The 15,778-nt window shown below is 41.1% G+C and carries 18 protein-coding genes; 8 read left to right on the plus strand and 10 right to left on the minus strand.

Features of this window, described 5'->3' with window-relative positions; translation table 11 throughout:
• Nucleotides 1-5: 5 nt before the first annotated feature.
• Nucleotides 6-785, plus strand: coding sequence for a ferredoxin--NADP reductase (locus GVV58_RS04210; protein WP_005170205.1), 780 nt, complete (start codon nt 6-8; stop codon nt 783-785).
• 75 nt (nt 786-860) lie between these two features.
• On the opposite strand, the gene GVV58_RS15430 is transcribed toward GVV58_RS04210, so the two are convergent.
• From GVV58_RS15430 to GVV58_RS04220, 3 genes are all read right to left on the minus strand, one after another.
• Nucleotides 861-1,037, minus strand: coding sequence for a hypothetical protein (locus GVV58_RS15430; RefSeq protein WP_005170204.1), 177 nt, complete (start codon nt 1,035-1,037; stop codon nt 861-863).
• 18 nt (nt 1,038-1,055) lie between these two features.
• A complete protein-coding gene (locus GVV58_RS04215) occupies nt 1,056-1,307 on the minus strand; it encodes a hypothetical protein (protein ID WP_159516060.1) in 252 nt (83 codons plus the stop codon).
• Between the two features lie 183 nt (nt 1,308-1,490).
• Nucleotides 1,491-2,114 (minus strand): cation transporter, encoded by a 624-nt coding sequence (locus tag GVV58_RS04220; RefSeq protein WP_159516061.1) that lies wholly within the window; start codon nt 2,112-2,114, stop codon nt 1,491-1,493.
• A gap of 85 nt (nt 2,115-2,199) precedes the next feature.
• Between GVV58_RS04220 and GVV58_RS04225 the strand changes: the two genes are divergently transcribed.
• From GVV58_RS04225 to GVV58_RS04235, 3 genes are all read left to right on the plus strand, one after another.
• Nucleotides 2,200-2,610: a Cd(II)/Pb(II)-responsive transcriptional regulator gene (locus tag GVV58_RS04225; protein WP_159516062.1), complete on the plus strand. Its 411-nt coding sequence runs from the start codon at nt 2,200-2,202 to the stop codon at nt 2,608-2,610.
• A 131-nt stretch (nt 2,611-2,741) separates the two neighbouring features.
• Nucleotides 2,742-4,151 carry a tRNA 5-hydroxyuridine modification protein YegQ gene (yegQ, locus tag GVV58_RS04230; RefSeq protein ID WP_159516063.1) on the plus strand — a complete coding sequence of 470 codons (1,410 nt, stop codon included), beginning with the start codon at nt 2,742-2,744 and terminating at the stop codon, nt 4,149-4,151.
• Between the two features lie 2 nt (nt 4,152-4,153).
• The gene (locus GVV58_RS04235) at nt 4,154-4,408 is read left to right on the plus strand and encodes a YfhL family 4Fe-4S dicluster ferredoxin (RefSeq protein ID WP_100534819.1); all 255 of its coding nucleotides are present in this window, start codon (nt 4,154-4,156) and stop codon (nt 4,406-4,408) included.
• Between the two features lie 265 nt (nt 4,409-4,673).
• Here the strand turns inward: GVV58_RS04235 and ahpF are convergent, their stop codons facing one another.
• The 6 genes from ahpF to glyA all read right to left on the minus strand — a co-directional run bounded on the left by ahpF (nt 4,674) and on the right by glyA (nt 11,789).
• Nucleotides 4,674-6,239, minus strand: coding sequence for an alkyl hydroperoxide reductase subunit F (ahpF, locus tag GVV58_RS04240; protein ID WP_159516064.1), 1,566 nt, complete (start codon nt 6,237-6,239; stop codon nt 4,674-4,676).
• A gap of 207 nt (nt 6,240-6,446) precedes the next feature.
• Nucleotides 6,447-7,364: a hypothetical protein gene (locus tag GVV58_RS04245; RefSeq protein WP_159516065.1), complete on the minus strand. Its 918-nt coding sequence runs from the start codon at nt 7,362-7,364 to the stop codon at nt 6,447-6,449.
• A 33-nt stretch (nt 7,365-7,397) separates the two neighbouring features.
• Nucleotides 7,398-8,531: a toxic anion resistance protein gene (locus GVV58_RS04250; protein WP_005097499.1), complete on the minus strand. Its 1,134-nt coding sequence runs from the start codon at nt 8,529-8,531 to the stop codon at nt 7,398-7,400.
• Between the two features lie 16 nt (nt 8,532-8,547).
• Nucleotides 8,548-9,339: a hypothetical protein gene (locus GVV58_RS04255; protein WP_005097500.1), complete on the minus strand. Its 792-nt coding sequence runs from the start codon at nt 9,337-9,339 to the stop codon at nt 8,548-8,550.
• A gap of 291 nt (nt 9,340-9,630) precedes the next feature.
• The gene (gene rnk, locus GVV58_RS04260; RefSeq protein WP_005097501.1) at nt 9,631-10,035 is read right to left on the minus strand and encodes a nucleoside diphosphate kinase regulator; all 405 of its coding nucleotides are present in this window, start codon (nt 10,033-10,035) and stop codon (nt 9,631-9,633) included.
• A 503-nt stretch (nt 10,036-10,538) separates the two neighbouring features.
• Nucleotides 10,539-11,789 carry a serine hydroxymethyltransferase gene (glyA, locus tag GVV58_RS04265; RefSeq protein WP_005097502.1) on the minus strand — a complete coding sequence of 417 codons (1,251 nt, stop codon included), beginning with the start codon at nt 11,787-11,789 and terminating at the stop codon, nt 10,539-10,541.
• 538 nt (nt 11,790-12,327) lie between these two features.
• Between glyA and GVV58_RS04270 the strand changes: the two genes are divergently transcribed.
• The 3 genes from GVV58_RS04270 to GVV58_RS04280 all read left to right on the plus strand — a co-directional run bounded on the left by GVV58_RS04270 (nt 12,328) and on the right by GVV58_RS04280 (nt 14,341).
• Nucleotides 12,328-13,026 carry a DNA polymerase III subunit epsilon gene (locus GVV58_RS04270; RefSeq protein ID WP_005097503.1) on the plus strand — a complete coding sequence of 233 codons (699 nt, stop codon included), beginning with the start codon at nt 12,328-12,330 and terminating at the stop codon, nt 13,024-13,026.
• Nucleotides 13,027-13,126: 100 nt separating this feature from the next.
• Nucleotides 13,127-13,792 (plus strand): hypothetical protein, encoded by a 666-nt coding sequence (locus GVV58_RS04275; protein ID WP_005097504.1) that lies wholly within the window; start codon nt 13,127-13,129, stop codon nt 13,790-13,792.
• Nucleotides 13,793-13,990: 198 nt separating this feature from the next.
• On the plus strand, nt 13,991-14,341 hold the full coding sequence (locus GVV58_RS04280; RefSeq protein WP_005097506.1) for a hypothetical protein: 351 nt from the start codon (nt 13,991-13,993) through the stop codon (nt 14,339-14,341).
• A 161-nt stretch (nt 14,342-14,502) separates the two neighbouring features.
• Here GVV58_RS04280 and GVV58_RS04285 read toward each other — a convergent pair whose 3' ends face one another.
• Nucleotides 14,503-14,721 (minus strand): hypothetical protein, encoded by a 219-nt coding sequence (locus GVV58_RS04285; RefSeq protein WP_005097507.1) that lies wholly within the window; start codon nt 14,719-14,721, stop codon nt 14,503-14,505.
• 876 nt (nt 14,722-15,597) lie between these two features.
• Here GVV58_RS04285 and GVV58_RS15435 point away from each other — a divergent pair.
• Nucleotides 15,598-15,771, plus strand: a complete 174-nt coding sequence (locus GVV58_RS15435; RefSeq protein ID WP_167381264.1) for a hypothetical protein — start codon at nt 15,598-15,600, stop codon at nt 15,769-15,771.
• The last annotated feature ends 7 nt before the right edge of the window (nt 15,772-15,778 follow it).

Genomic DNA, 15,778 nt, shown 5'->3' on the forward strand with positions numbered 1-15,778 from the left:
CTTTAATGGCTGCTTTTAACGTCGAAAAGATTACTCACGTCCACCACTGGAATGATACTTTATTCTCTTTTAAAACGACTCGCGACACTGCTTTGCGTTTTAAAAACGGTCAGTTTGTAATGATCGGCCTTGAAGTCAATGGCAAGCCGTTAATGCGCGCATATTCAATTGCAAGCGCCAACTACGAAGAAGAGTTAGAGTTTTTCTCGATTAAAGTGCCTGATGGTCCACTGACTTCGATTTTACAGAAAGTAAAAGTCGGCGATGAAATCTTGGTTTCTAAAAAACCGACAGGTACATTGGTACTCGATGACCTGAATCCGGGTAAAAACTTGTACCTGCTGTCTTCTGGTACAGGTCTGGCGCCATTCCTGGCAACGATTCGTGATCCTGAAACTTACGAACGTTTTGAAAAAATCATTGTGGTTCATGGTACCCGTTTTATCTCTGAACTGGCTTATCAAGATTTGATTCTGAATGAAGTACCAAATCACGAGTTTTTCTCGGAACTGGGTGCCAAAGAAAAATTAGTGTACTACCCGACTGTAACCCGTGAAGAATATCCGAATCAGGGCCGTGTAACGACTGCGATTGAAACCGGTGAGCTGTTTGAAAAAATTGGTCTGCCACGTTTCAACCCGGAAACTGACCGTGCCATGCTATGTGGTAGCCCAGCATTCCTGGACGATGTAGCTGCGCTGCTTGACCAGCATGGTCTGAAAGAATCACCGAAAATGGGTGTTCTGGGTGATTATGTGATTGAACGTGCATTCGTTGAAAAATAAGATCTGATCTAAAAATTCAGAGTCAAAAAACCGAAGCTTCAGGCTTCGGTTTTTTATTTGGATCGGGGTTAAAAATTAACGATCACGGCCTTCCTGATTGGCAGAACCAGAACAGCCTGCGCCACCACCAATGATAAAACCACTCTCTGCCTTACATGAACCGATCATACGACCATGCGAGTCAAATGTGGTTACTGTCGATGCGCAGCCTGTCAATACCAGTGCCAGTGCAATAATTGCTGATAATTTCATGATATTCCCCTCTATTATTTACGGTTTTAAATTAATTTGATTTTGACTTGGCAGTACTGGCAATAACCCGGTCTTGGCATCTACCGTATTGTAATTCACGCCAAGCGCATTACCTGAACCACCACAATGCGCACTGGCAAGCGAAAGCAGACCGCGTGTTGCTTTGCATGATCCAATCACCTGACCTGTTGCATCATAAGTGATGACCATAGAGCTACAACCGCTCATTAGCACCAGAGCCGAAAGTGAAAATAGTTTGATGAAGTTCATTGTTCCCCCCCTCATAAACAATAAAAATTAAAGCGTTCAGTTATATAGCTATTCTATAAATTTCGCGGATGATTCTTTCTAAATTTAGTGGATTTGTAAAGCTTTATTTTTCATGTATTTTAACCCTAGAACTCATAAAAAAAGCCACCTCTCGGCAGCTTTACTTTCTAAAAAATTTATCTGTTAAGTCGACTTATGCTCTAATGCTCGTTCAGCCCGGGCCTGTTTCACAATCTGATATCCTGCCGTCAATCCCAGACCTGCCATAATCATCGCCACTATTATATCTGGCCACAGACTGCCTGTACCAAAAACCCCGACTGCTGCCAGAATCACGGCAGCATTGCCAATGGCATCATTTCGGCTACACAGCCAGACTGACCGCATATTGGAATCACCTTCACGAAAGGCATAAAGAATGACTGCCGTAAATACATTTGCCAGCAATGCCAGCACACCAATCAAGCCCATGGTCAGTGCCTCTGGCGGAATGCCTTGCAGATAGGCATAAATGACTTTTCCCATGATCACCAGGCCAAATAAGGCCATGGTCATTCCCTTGAGTAAAGCGACTGTTGCGCGCCAGTACAGACTTGCACCGATGACCGCCAAAGAGACGCCATAATTGACGGCATCACCAAAGAAGTCCAAGGCATCTGCCCACAAAGCCGATGAATGTGCATAGGCCCCACCAATCAGTTCTACCACAAATAAAGTCAGGTTCACCACCAAGGCAATCCATAACGCCGTTCTAAACTTACTGTCAGGTTTGGGTGGAGCAGGTTCATGACTACAGCTACAGGCCATGTTGATCTTCCATACTTTCGTGCAAAAAATGAGTTAAAATAATTAGAAACTATGGACTAACTCCAAGGTCAAGCAGGAGCGAGCAATGTCAGTCTATTTAATTTCAGAAATAGCCAAAAAGACTGCTTTAAGCACAGATAGCATTCGCTTTTATGAGAAGAAAGGCTTGATACAGCCGAATTTTCGAGCAAGTAATCGCTATCGTTATTATGGTGAAGAAGCCCTGAAAAGGCTGCTTTTTATCAAACGCTGTCGTGCTTTGGACATGTCCTTAAAAGAGATTGAAGCCCTGATTAAACTCGAACAGAATCCGCAGCAGGAATGCGGTGCAGTGAATCAGCTCATCGACCAGCATTTAGAAGATATCTCCAAAAAAATTAGGGAATTACAGCTATTCGAACAACAGCTGATTACACTTCGCAAAAGTTGTAATATCCCGACCACCATTGATCATTGCCAGATTTTAAAAATGCTCGAACAGACTGAAAATAATTGAATATTGAATAATTTTAGTGCTTCATTTCACTCAAAATAAAACATTCTTTTTATTCTAAATTGCTTATTTCCGAGTAATTTACTGGGTTGAATCCAAATTTTAGATGGTTAGAATAAAGCCGTACTTTTTATATGTCTTTCGATTCCATCATGAGCCTGACGACCGTTACTGAACTCCTCTCACCTGCCGGTTCACTGAAAAATATGCGCTATGCCTTCGCCTATGGTGCAGATGCAGTCTATGCAGGTCAGCCGCGTTATAGTTTGCGCGTTCGTAATAATGAATTTGATCATGACAATCTGGCGATTGGCATTCAAGAAGCCCATGAGCTAGGTAAAAAGTTCTATGTGGTCGTCAATATCCAGCCGCATAATTCCAAACTGAAAAATTTTATTCGTGATCTGGAACCTGTGGTGGCGATGCAGCCGGATGCGCTGATCATGTCTGATCCGGGCCTGATCATGATGGTGCGTGAACATTTTCCAGAAATGGATATTCATCTGTCTGTGCAAGCCAATGCAGTGAATTGGGCAACGGTAAAATTCTGGAAAAATATGGGACTCACGCGCGTGATTCTGTCACGTGAATTATCGATTGAAGAAATTGCTGAGATTAAACAGCAAGTACCGGATATGGAGATTGAGGTTTTCGTACATGGTGCGCTGTGCATGGCTTATTCCGGCCGTTGCATGCTGTCTGGTTATATGAATAAACGTGATGCCAATCAGGGTGCGTGTACCAATGCCTGCCGCTGGGAATACAAAGTTCTGGATGCGAAGGAAGATGAAACTGGTGATGTGATTCCAGTGAAAAATCTGGATTCAGGCTGCTGCTCTCAAGATGCCGACGAAGCACATATGCAAGCACAGCATCAATTTGATGAACCGATATTATTACAGCGCAATGATGAAGACATGTTTGCTGCCGAAGAAGATGAACACGGCACTTATTTCATGAATTCTAAAGACTTACGTGCGGTACAACATGTCGATCGTCTGATCAAGGTCGGGGTACATTCCTTGAAGATTGAAGGCCGGACCAAATCCTATTTTTACTGTGCCCGTACCGCACAAATCTATCGTAAGGCCATTGATGATGCGCTTGCGGGCCAACCATTTGACCCAGCATTGATGACGCAATTAGAAGGTCTGGCCAATCGTGGGTATACCGAAGGTTTCCTGCGCCGTCATGTGCACAGTGAATATCACAATTATGAAAATGGCTCTTCAAGTTTTGACCATCAACAGTTCTGCGGTGAAGTCTTAGAACGTAACGGTAACTCCATCAAAATTGATGTAAAAAACCGTTTTGTCGTGGGTGATTCCTTAGAGCTGATGACGACGCAAGGCAATATCAGCTTTGTTTTAACCGAAATGAAAGACAAAAAAGGCAATCTGATTTCTGAGGCTAAAGGCTCAGGTCATATCGTCGAGATTCCGGTTCCGGCAGATGTAGATATGCAATATGCACTGCTCATCCGCAATCTGCCGACATCGACTATAGATGTTTCAGCATCGTCACTGGCTTATCAGGCGAGTTAAACATGGCGCTGCTGATTACCGACAAATGCATCAATTGCGATATGTGTTTAGCAGAATGTCCAAATGATGCGATTTATGAGGGTGCGAAAGTCTATGAGATTGATGTGAACCGTTGTACGGAATGTGTCGGCTTTTATGAGCGCCAAACCTGTGTAGATGTATGCCCAATTGAGTGCATTGTGCCACATCCTGAGCATGTAGAGACGCAAGAGCAACTGTTAGAAAAATTTAAAGTCTTGAATTTGTTCCTGTCTTAAGTACTGATCAAACATTGGAATAAATATTGCATTGAATAAAGACAACCTTGGGGAAGGCTGAATAATAAGAGTCAAAACAAAAACAGTACAGAGGAAAGAAACAGCCAGAAGCAATTGGGGATGCTTCTGGCTGATCTAAAAAAGGAAGCAAATATAACAATAAAAAAAGGAACTCTGGTGTTAGCGTCCGGAGTTCCTATAAAAAGGTATAACAAAGATAATCGAGATCGAACACCAAGGTTTTGGGGAACCTTGGTGTTATTTTTTACTGACCTGAACGGATGATGTAATCAAATGCAGACAGTGATGCTTTCGCACCTTCACCTGTGGCAATGATGATCTGCTTATACGGAACAGTAGTACAGTCACCCGCCGCAAATACACCTTTCACATTGGTTTCGTTGCGTTCGTTAATCAGGATCTCACCACGATTTGACAATTCAACCGCTGTTGCTTTTAAGAAATCGGTATTCGGCAACAAACCAATCTGTACGAAGATACCAGCCAATTCAACAGTGTGCTCTTGGTCAGTTGTACGGTCTTTGTATTTCAGTGCAGTCACTTGTGAACCGTCACCCACCACTTCAGTCGACAAGGCATTTTTAATCACCGTGGTGTTTGGCAAGCTTGTTAATTTGTCTTGCAATACCTGATCCGCACGAAGCTTGCTATCAAACTCAACCAAAGTCACATGCTCTACAATCCCTGCAAGATCAATCGCAGCTTCAACACCAGAGTTACCCCCACCGATTACCGCAACACGTTTGCCTTTAAACAGAGGACCATCACAGTGTGGGCAGTAGGCCACACCACGGGTTTTGTATTCCTGCTCACCCGGAACATTCATTTCTCTCCAGCGTGCACCGGTCGACAGAATCACGGTTTTCGATTCCAGTTTGGCACCATTCTCTAAAGTGACTTCTACCAGACCATTGGCCGTTTCATCTGCACCTTTGATGTTAGAGACACGTTGCAGGTTCATGATGTCGACACCGTATTCACGTACATGTGCTTCCATTTCAGCAGCAAACTTGGGTCCTTGGGTTTTTTGAATCGAGGTATAGTTTTCGATGTCCATGGTGTCCATGACCTGACCACCCATGCGTTCAGCCACGATTCCAGTTTTAATGCCTTTACGTGCAGCATAGATCGCAGAGGTATTCCCTGCAGGACCACCACCAATCACCAATACATCAAAAGCATCTTTGGTATTGAGCTTTTCAGCCTCTTTTGCTGCAGAGTTGGTGTCCAGTTTTGCCACGATTTCTTCCAAAGTCATACGACCTTGACCGATATGCTGGTTGTCCTGGAACACCATTGGAACTGCCATGATTTTGCGTTCTTCCACTTCATCCTGGAAGAATGCCCCATCAATCATGGTGGCTGTTGTGCCCGGGTTGTAAATTGCAATCAGGTTTAAGGCTTGAACCACATCCGGACAGTTATGGCAGCTGAGTGATACAAATACATCAAAATCAGATTTGATTCCTAAGCCTTTAATCGACTCTAAAACTTCAGCAGATACTTTCGGTGCATAACCAGAGCTTTGCAGTAAAGCCAGAATCAGTGAGGTGAATTCATGCCCCATTGGCAGACCTGCGAAGTAGACCCGTGGCTCTTCACCTGCTTTGGCAATACCAAAGCTTGGAGCACGTTGGTTTGTACCATCAAAGCGTGCAGTGACTAAATCAGATAATGCAGCCACTTCCTCAACCAGTTCTTTGATTTTTGCAGATTTGTCGGAATCATTTAAAGTCGCAACCAGTTCAATCGGGCTTTCCAGACGTTCGAGTAGTGTTTTTAATTGAGCTGAAGTATTTTGGTCTAACATGGCTAACGTCTCCAAAGGAATAAATATTTATTTGATAAAGCGATATTAGTGCATAAATCAAAATAGGTAAAACAGTTTGTTTTTATATTATAAATCGTTTTTTTAGATCAATGGTTTGATAATTATTTTTGGTATTTCAACTTTTAATTTTTATACTGTTTCATCAGCAGATAAAAAATGCTCCTAAACAGGAGCATTTCTAAAATATTAATTTATCCGTTGCTCGATACGCAAGGATCGGCCTTTGATTGAATTGGCCAAGAAGAACAGAACCAAACTCAGAAATGCCGATAAAATGGCCACTCCAATAATCACCAGATAGGTGATCTGACTCAACTGGTTTGCCTGTTGTACTTGCGTATTTACACTCTTGGCAACCGGTGTCATGGCTTGACCATAGATCTGTTGCTGCATGGTCCAGAGTTGTTCCGGCTTAAAGCCATATTGCTCAAATTTTGCATCCTGCTTTTCTGCTTCTACCAGATTGAATACATAAGGTTTTGCAGCCGATAAATCTTGCGGTTTATGCAAAAGTGCTGTTTGTGCCAGTAAATAAGATTTTACCGGTGCGGCAATCTCTGAATCGGCGAGGTATCGTGCAATTTCACTGTCATTGATATTGCTATCGTAATACACCACCTGCTGATAAGCATCATGCCGGTCATTCCGTAAATCATGCTGCCAGTAAGTTAATCCCGACCAGATCACGATAAAGGCAATTAGCCAGGCGACAAATTTCAGCACAAAAGACTGAAAGCGCACATAAAAGAAACGCAGTTTCTTTAATAGGCCAATGATAAAAAATGCACCGATAAAAGAAGCAAAAATTTTAATAATCAGCCAGCCAAACCAGCTCAGCAAACTAAAAAAATAATCCGGACTATCACCAATGCTGGCCAGCGTGGCATCTACACTGACCGGTAAATGTAACTGCTGCACTTCGGTACTCAGGCCAAAAAAGCCATAGACCAGTTCCTGCTGAAAAAACAGACCAATGATGGAGGCAATAAATACCGTAGAACTGGTGATACCCAATAACATCAAATTGCGTTGACGTTTCTTGAGCGCAACCACGCCTTGCTTGATCTCACCAGGAGACACCGCATATTCATCTAAGGGAGGCAATCTTTACTCCTTTTAGATCTTCAACCACAATATTTAGTTGGGCTTTGATCCGCTCGTACTTGACTCAATCACCAAGTGATTCAGATTATCCTGTAAAGCCTTTAAACGCACGGTTGCTTCTGTGCGTTTTTGTACACCTTCTTTCTGAATCTGTATCACATCATTGACTGTTTTAATGAGGGTGTTTTGCACATGTTCAAGCGTTTCGATATCAATTACGGAGCGCTGATTGGCTTTTGCGGTATCGACAGAGTTCTGATGCAATAGATCTGCATTACGGCGCAGCAGTTCATTGGTGGCATCATCAATGGTATTGGCCAGCTGGACACTGTTTTTTTGTTCGCTCAGAGAAATGGCCAGACTGATCTGGTTTTTCCATGCCGGTAAAGTAATATTTTTAATGGCATAAAACTTGTCGACCAGCATCAGGTTGTTGGACTGGATAATCCGGATCATCGGCAAGGTTTGCATGGCAGATTGCTGCAAAACCTGCAAATCGCTGACCCGTTTTTCCAGATTATTGGCCAGATGGTTCAGATCATAAATTTTCTGTGTTGTGGTTTGATCTTGCGGCAAAGCGGTTAAAGCGGAGATTTCCTGCTGTAGCTCCTGCTCACGTAAACGGCCGGCTGCAATATGTACGCCTAACTGTTTATATTCATCCTGTACCCCGTCAAACATTTTATCCAGGGTATCTACACGCGCTTTCAAACCGGACTGCGAGGTTTCAATTTCTTTGACCAGCACATCGAGCTGCTCTTTGGTGGTATTGAAATGTGCATCAAAGTTGCCTTTTGCGCCTTTGAACTTGCTGATGATATTGCCAAAAAAACCTGAACTTTTCTTTTGACTTAAAATGCTGCTGGTATTCAGTTGCTGGGCCACCTGCACCACCTGATTCAGTTTCTGTCCTGTCGCATCCAGATCTCTATTTTGGACCAGATTCAGTAATTCATCAGTATAGGTCGAGGTTTTGGTCGCAATATTTTTACCATACTCAGCCACGCTGTTATGACTCATATCCTGCAATTCTTTACGTGCTGCCAGTACTTCCTGAAAGTCAGCAGGTTGCAAGCCCAGTTCTTTCAGATCCATTTGCTGAAATTTTTGTTCGACCAGTTCATTCGAGCTTTCAACAGGTAAATTTACTAAATCAGACTTGGTCATGGTTCACCTTATATTGTTATGTTTTCGAGGGTTTCTCGAGGGATTTTTTTAACGTTTTAATCAGACTTTCACGGCTATTATCAAGTTTTTCCAGATCACTTGTCGAGTGCTTGCTCTGGCTTTGTTGGACATGATATTGCCAGGCCGGAATCAAGACCTGTTGCGCTTCTTTAAAGCGGTCTAATAAGCTAAAGGACAGCTGCTGTGAAAGCTGCATCTGGGTAATGGCAATGTCATTACTGCTTTGCAAGGTACGCAGTGTATTGATTTTCTTGGAAAGCCGCTCAGAAAAATTATCCAGTGGATGCTGGTTTTTGATGAACAGCGGATATTCTGATAAAAACTCGTCTGCCGCGACAATATGCTTGGCCATCTGCTCACGTAGACCCAAAAGCTGCTGAAAACGGGCCTGAGATTTCTGGATTTCAATCTGTAACTTACGACTTAGGTGATCTGCTTGATCGAGTAAACGGTCCAGTCGCTGATAATATTCAACCTGACTCGAACCATAATCCAGATCGATCCCAAGCCATTTTTGTAGTGCATTAAATTTACGTTTTTTCAGATATTTTTTAGATTCTGCCAAAGCCTGAATCAATTGCTCAATGGTCTGGCTCAGCTGTTGGGTCAAATGCGGATCGACCCCATTTAATAACACCGATTGTGCCTGAATCAGAGAATCCGCATAATGATTCAGTCCATATTGATGGCTCAGTACAGGCACAAGTTCATTACGTTTGATCGCCAGTATTTCTTCACGATCAAAAGACATGTCAGTCAAGGCGGGTAAAGCTTCAAATCGCGACATGACGAAGACTGTATCCTTTTAGAGAGATTAAATAAAAATCTTGAATATCCTCGAATGTAGCAAAAAAACAGACCACGTTGTGTATATTTATCCAGAAATTCGTTACATCACTTTAACTAAATCCATGTTTTATCTTTATTTTAATTATATTTTTTGCAATGAAAGCAAATGTGTTTGATAAATTTTGCTGTACTGCTAGCTTAGTCTGATGAAACTCTTGAACATCAATCATAAATCATAGATGAAAAAAGCCATATTACTATGGCTTTTGAGCATGCGTTCAAGACAATATCAGAGATAATCCCCGGTACTCTCTGGCTGATAAAGCACTTTTTCAATGGTCACTTTCATGGTGTGGCCATCTGGTTGTGGCCATTCAATGGTTTGACCTTCGGCTAAGCCCAGAATGGCTGCGCCTATCGGTGCAATCACATTTACCTGACCTTTATCACCTTTAAACTCATGTGGGTAAACCAGTGTGACTTCCACAGGCTCTGGAGACGGTGCAATAGTCAGTAACACACGCGAATGCATGGTGACAATATTACTTGCGATCTCCGCGGGGCCAACTATTTCAGCACGTGCCAGTTCATCTTCCAGACGAATCATGGTTTCGCTCAGCTTGGTCTGATGCTCAAGCATGGTTTCCAGACGATCTAAATCCTGCTGAGATAAAATAATAGTGGTTTTATTCATCCTGATTACCTTTGTTAGATACCTAAATAAAAAATTAATGAATCAACAGCCAACAGGAACACCAAATACAGGTTGTGCCCATATTTGAATGATTCCTATAAATACAATGTTCAGATTTAAAGAAAATGATCTCACTCACAGCGCTTATTGCACCAACACCTGAGCTCGTCTGAAATTTGCATAAAAATTTTCAGGTACTAAGCAGAATGTACAGGGTGGATCTAAAAAGCTGGCAATGAATAAATCAGTTCTTTTAAATATTTAAAAATGAGATTGGTCTATAAAAGACTTTAAGCCAGATTCAGAAAAACGCAATATGATTTTGTTGATGACTCATTTTCTTGTCCTATCAACATCAGCTATTAAATATTAGGCCTGAATCATGGTGCGATATAGATATAGTTTAACTCGAATTGCGCTAAACCAAATCCTGATTTTTTCTCGTCATTTTAACAGCTATAAAAAAAGCTCCCGGTTGGGAGCTCCTTTCCGATTAAAACCGATTATGCATAAACTGGGAATTTAGCACATACAGTTTCAACCTTCGCTTTCACCGCGTTAATGACCGTTTCATCACCTTTCGCATCCAGAATGTCAGCAATCCAGCCTGCAAGGTCACGTACTTCAGCTTCACCGAAACCACGGGTTGTTACTGCAGGTGTGCCGATACGGATACCTGAAGTTACGAACGGAGAACGTGGATCGTTTGGTACAGAGTTTTTGTTCACAGTAATGTGCGCAGCACCTAACCAGGCATCCGCTTCTTTACCTGTGATATCTTGTTTGATTAACGACAACAAGAACAAGTGGTTCTCAGTACCGCCAGACACAATATCATAACCACGAGCGATTAGCACTTCAGCCATGGCTTTTGCATTCACCACAACTTGCTTTTGATATTCTTTGTATTCAGGCGCCATCGCTTCTTTAAAGCAGATCGCTTTCGCTGCAATCGCGTGAACCAAAGGACCACCTTGGTTACCCGGGAATACAGCAGACTGTAATTTTTTCTCGATTTCTTCGTTTGCTTTCGCAAGGATTAAACCAGAACGTGGACCACGAAGTGTTTTGTGAGTCGTTGTCGTTGTTACGTCAGCAATTTGCACTGGGCTTGGGTAAACGCCAGCAGCAACCAGACCTGCAACGTGCGCCATATCAACAAACAGGTAAGCACCCACTTTGTCCGCGATGTCACGGAAACGCTGCCAGTCTACGATTTGGCTGTATGCAGAGAAACCTGCAACGATCATACGTGGCTTGTGTTCCACCGCTAAACGTTCAACTTCTTCATAGTCGATTTCGCCAGTTTCTGGGTTTAAACCATATTGAATCGCGTTATATGTTTTACCAGAGAAGCTTACTTTTGCACCGTGAGTCAAGTGACCACCGTGAGCAAGGCTCATACCCAAAACTGTATCGCCAGGGTTAAGAAGCGCTAAGTAAACCGCTGAGTTTGCTTGTGAACCAGCATGTGGCTGAACGTTAGCATAATCAGCACCAAAGAGTTCTTTAGCACGGTCAATCGCCAATTGTTCGATCACGTCTACGTATTCGCAACCGCCATAGTAGCGTTTACCTGGGTAGCCTTCCGCATATTTGTTAGTGAGTTTTGAACCTTGAGCTTCCATGACTGCTGGTGAGCAGTAGTTTTCAGAAGCGATTAGCTCAATATGAGCTTCTTGACGAGCATCTTCATTCGAGATTGCTTGAGCTAATTCTGGATCAAATTCAGCAATAGAGATATTGGCAAACATTAGCGAGGTCCTATTGATTTAGGGCTTTTAAGCCGTGCTAAGATTGGCGCGTATTGTAGCATGAAGTTTTGCATTTTCGATCATGAACTTTCTGCAGTTTTTTATAAATATTGCTCTAGCCTTTAGAAATCATGACCAATTTAAGTAAAATCAAATTATTGAATTGGCGTTAAAGTTTTTAACTTTTAAAATTTTGAGCATTTTTTATTCCTTCACCATCTAGTCTTGCTTGAAATGTGAAAAGACTGGTTTTCTCGAGCGCTTTGCAAGCATTTTAAAATGAGATTCAAGCTAAGTTCCGCTTACCTTTTTATCCCCTATAAACCTAGAGCAGCGACTTCGTGGTAATCCCTAGAACATTTCAGGTGTACCGCTAAATCTTTTCCTGCATGAGAGTTCTGAACCTTAACCTGCAGCAAGATTGGATTTATTGACAGCATTCTTTGCGCTAAAAAGTATATTTTTTAATATTCAGCCTAATCTTTTTCCCAATTTATCGTTAATATGAGTCTGTCTCTTCTTTTATGGTGCTCAACGCATGCAGGCCATTATTCTTGATACCGAAACGCATACTTTAAATGGTCAACCCATTGAAATTGCCTATGCGCCTGTCGCAATTGTAGACCATAAAATCAGTATGGATAAAAGCCGCCTGTTTGATCAGCTCTATTCATGTGACGAACCCATTTCTTTTGCCGCCATGGCGGTGCATCATATTCTGGAGTCTGACCTGGAAGGTCAGCCACATTACAGTACCTTTCGCCTGCCAGATGAAACGATTTATATGATTGGTCATAATATTGATTATGACGTTCGTGCTGTCGAAAAATGTGGGGTAGATACCTCGAAAATTAAAGCGATTTGTACACTGGCTTTAGCACGTCGGGTCTGGCCCGATGCAGAAGCACATAATATTTCTGCACTGATTTATATGATTACCAAAGGCAGTGAACGAGCGCGCGAAATGATCCGTAAAGCGCATCGTGCTGATATGGATATTATTTTAACTGCCAACATCCTGATGCATATCGTACATCACCTGAAAATTAACAGTATGCAGGAACTGTTCGATGCTTCTGAAGATGCCCGAATTCCACGTACGATTAACTTTGGTAAACATCGTGGTAGCGCAATTGCAGAGCTTCCTGCCGACTATGTGCAATGGCTATTGCGGCAAGATGAACTGGATCCTTATTTGCGCAAGGCTCTCGAAAATACCGCGATTAGCACGCTTTAAAATCCTTAAAACAAGTATCTGTTTTTTAATATATTCTTCATATTATTGTAATTATCCCAGACTATGCTCTAGCTGAATTTAGTGAACAACTCATTCAGCTATGATGCATTTTTATAAAACTCCACGTGGGGTCGAGGTGCTACAGAATCGCTCTATCCCCTTGACCGCACGCCAACGCCGCTTATTGGTGCTAATCGGCAGCAAAGATTTTGATCTGTTACATGAGAGATTAAAGCAGCAACTAGCTCCCGCCGAGCTTTTAGAGCAACTTTGTGAAATGGATTTAATTGTTCCGGCTCACACCAGCATAATATCAAACAGTCCACATCAGACCGGCACAGAAGTCGATACCAAAATCAATTTGGCGCATTCCGAGATTTACCGTCCCTTAAATTCACCTCTGCCCGTCCCTTCTGTAACCGAGAACCGCAAAAACCTCCTAGTTCCTATCGAAGAGCTGCAAGAAAACTCATCTATTGAAACAAATCCAGACAATCAACCCCATCTACCCGAACCGCAAGCTTTATCTTTTGAAGACCTCAAATATATGATGATGGAAAGCTTACAAAAATATTGTGGCTTGATGGCCAAACAGCAAATTCAGCATATTTTACAGGTACAGGATGTGCGCAGTTTAAAAATGTGCCAAATACAGTGGATCACCTCACTGCAGGAAAGCCGACTTCCTCCGCAAGAATTGAATTACATTCTAAAACAGATCAATTTTTCTTTGGCACAATTACAGCAAAATCAAGCTCATGAATAAGCATGTCTTAGTCTTTTAAACTCTTAAATGAGTGACTTTAGCAATCAAGCAGATTTAGATTTCAAATATAGACAATTGATTTTACACTATATTTATATTATCTCTAAATTTAAATCCTGAAATATCAGACTTAAGCGGGATAGAAAAAACCTGAAAATCTCGCCATATAGTGATCATTAAAATCCGCTTGGTTGCTATATGCCACATTATTTAGAATTCGATGCGTTTGATAACCCCATGCAACTGAGCAAGGTGGGCAATTGGGTCATTACCTTTTTAAGTCCGGCTGAAGAACTGGAACTTGTGCAACTGGCAATTACCTATGTACTGCCCCGCCAGCTTAGTGACAGTTTACAACCGCGACGTGTAGTGATTCAAAAAAGCCCTATCGAATACTATTGGCTGATTCAAGCCATTGAATGTTTTGACAGTAATACTCGTCAGGAAATTTCTTTAAGCCCCGAACATATCACCGCTCAGCAAACCTTAAAACAGATTCTGCAAGAATTTGAAAAATATGATGTGAATGTACAACTTAAGTACATCTGATTTCTGGCTCACCTCGGTGGGCTTTTTTATTAATAGGGGATAAATTTTGCTTTTCTGCATTCATTAAAAACTCACCAGGAAGGTGAGTTTTTAATGGCTAAACCTGTAATATCGGATAGATGGACTCAATTTTTTCACCTTTGTATAATATATTGATCCAGTTACTCTACGACTTTATAAATATTTGAAGACTTTTGACTTTCAAATAACAGTTCAATACTCGGTAAAATAGTTTCGCCATCTACCACGATATGTTCAATTTTTTTTACCAGATCAATTGCATCATGCTGATGTTGCTCTGCAAATGAACGTAATAAAGCTTTCGCCTCAATGACCTTGCTAAATTGGTCTTTCACCTTTATATCAATAATCTTTGACATTTCTCTCTCCTTTCTATTTCCTAAGTTTCCATTTTTTATATCACACTTAAATCGCTTATTTAGGGTCAAGATGTTAGCGAATTTGGCAATGTAAACTTTTTTTATAGGAATCAATTAGAAAAGAAATCATCTGGAATCATTAAACAAAGCTTTATAACAGACATTAAAAAAGCTCGCATTGCTGCGAGCTCTGTGTTGGATGGCTAGTGCTAGATTTATTGTTTGGTGATCAACATCAAACTCAACTAACTGTCATTGATCCGTCCAACTTATCGGTAGCGTCTTATTGGTTTTACGACCTACCATGAGTTCAATATAGCAACATTTTTCAGACCTACAAGCCCTCTTTACACTTCTAAAAGAAGACTCATACAAGATTTAAATTGTCATTTTTCAAAACTAAATTATGATATTTCAGGCTTATTAATTTCCAATATTATTATTTTTTAGAAGGAAATATTTTTAGAATAAATATATGATTTCTATAAAATTTTAATTTAAGTTAATTTAGCTCAATATGTGTTCACATCATCCTTTATTAATTTATTCAGTTTTTTAAAATTTATTTTTTTTAAATTATTGAGAATAATAAGCGCTACTCAAAAATTAGCAAACCTCTACAGGAACCGCTGTAATTAGCCGAATTAAAAGTAATTTTCTTATAGATATAATCCATTGTTATTTTGAACATAAAGCACTAATTTTTATTTAAAATGTACTGTATAAACACACTTACAAGCATCACAATTTATAAAATCAAATCAGTTATAAAACAACAGTGTAATAAAGTCGCTCATATACAATAAACAAATGTACTCAAACCCGATCTTAAATCGATCAAAAAAAAATCTATATTTTAAAAAAAGGTATATTGCGATGACTCATTCAGATGAAAAAATTAATGAAGAATTTCCAGAAGAGGAATTGGATCCACAAGAAAAACAGGATCGAGAGATGCAGCGCGGTCAGCTGGGCGTAGATAAAGACCCTCAGGTAAAAAGAGACCAAATCCGTCAACAACATCAGGATGAAGAGGAACAGAATCCTTAATATTCAT

The organism is Acinetobacter sp. 18QD2AZ41W, assembly GCF_009829025.1.
GTDB lineage: Bacteria > Pseudomonadota > Gammaproteobacteria > Pseudomonadales > Moraxellaceae > Acinetobacter > Acinetobacter pseudolwoffii.

Coding starts and splice junctions, on each gene's coding strand:
- GVV58_RS15430 (WP_005170204.1), bottom strand. CDS start 1,037: ATGAAATTATCAGCAATTATTGCACTGGCACTGGTATTGACAGGCTGC.
- GVV58_RS04215 (WP_159516060.1), bottom strand. CDS start 1,307: ATGAACTTCATCAAACTATTTTCACTTTCGGCTCTGGTGCTAATGAGC.
- GVV58_RS04225 (WP_159516062.1), top strand. CDS start 2,200: ATGTCAGTCTATTTAATTTCAGAAATAGCCAAAAAGACTGCTTTAAGC.
- GVV58_RS04275 (WP_005097504.1), top strand. CDS start 13,127: ATGATGCATTTTTATAAAACTCCACGTGGGGTCGAGGTGCTACAGAAT.
- GVV58_RS04285 (WP_005097507.1), bottom strand. CDS start 14,721: ATGTCAAAGATTATTGATATAAAGGTGAAAGACCAATTTAGCAAGGTC.
- GVV58_RS04255 (WP_005097500.1), bottom strand. CDS start 9,339: ATGTCGCGATTTGAAGCTTTACCCGCCTTGACTGACATGTCTTTTGAT.
- rnk (WP_005097501.1), bottom strand. CDS start 10,035: ATGAATAAAACCACTATTATTTTATCTCAGCAGGATTTAGATCGTCTG.
- GVV58_RS04270 (WP_005097503.1), top strand. CDS start 12,328: ATGCAGGCCATTATTCTTGATACCGAAACGCATACTTTAAATGGTCAA.
- GVV58_RS04235 (WP_100534819.1), top strand. CDS start 4,154: ATGGCGCTGCTGATTACCGACAAATGCATCAATTGCGATATGTGTTTA.
- GVV58_RS04280 (WP_005097506.1), top strand. CDS start 13,991: ATGCCACATTATTTAGAATTCGATGCGTTTGATAACCCCATGCAACTG.
- GVV58_RS04220 (WP_159516061.1), bottom strand. CDS start 2,114: ATGGCCTGTAGCTGTAGTCATGAACCTGCTCCACCCAAACCTGACAGT.
- GVV58_RS15435 (WP_167381264.1), top strand. CDS start 15,598: ATGACTCATTCAGATGAAAAAATTAATGAAGAATTTCCAGAAGAGGAA.
- yegQ (WP_159516063.1), top strand. CDS start 2,742: ATGTCTTTCGATTCCATCATGAGCCTGACGACCGTTACTGAACTCCTC.
- ahpF (WP_159516064.1), bottom strand. CDS start 6,239: ATGTTAGACCAAAATACTTCAGCTCAATTAAAAACACTACTCGAACGT.
- GVV58_RS04210 (WP_005170205.1), top strand. CDS start 6: ATGGCTGCTTTTAACGTCGAAAAGATTACTCACGTCCACCACTGGAAT.
- glyA (WP_005097502.1), bottom strand. CDS start 11,789: ATGTTTGCCAATATCTCTATTGCTGAATTTGATCCAGAATTAGCTCAA.
- GVV58_RS04250 (WP_005097499.1), bottom strand. CDS start 8,531: ATGACCAAGTCTGATTTAGTAAATTTACCTGTTGAAAGCTCGAATGAA.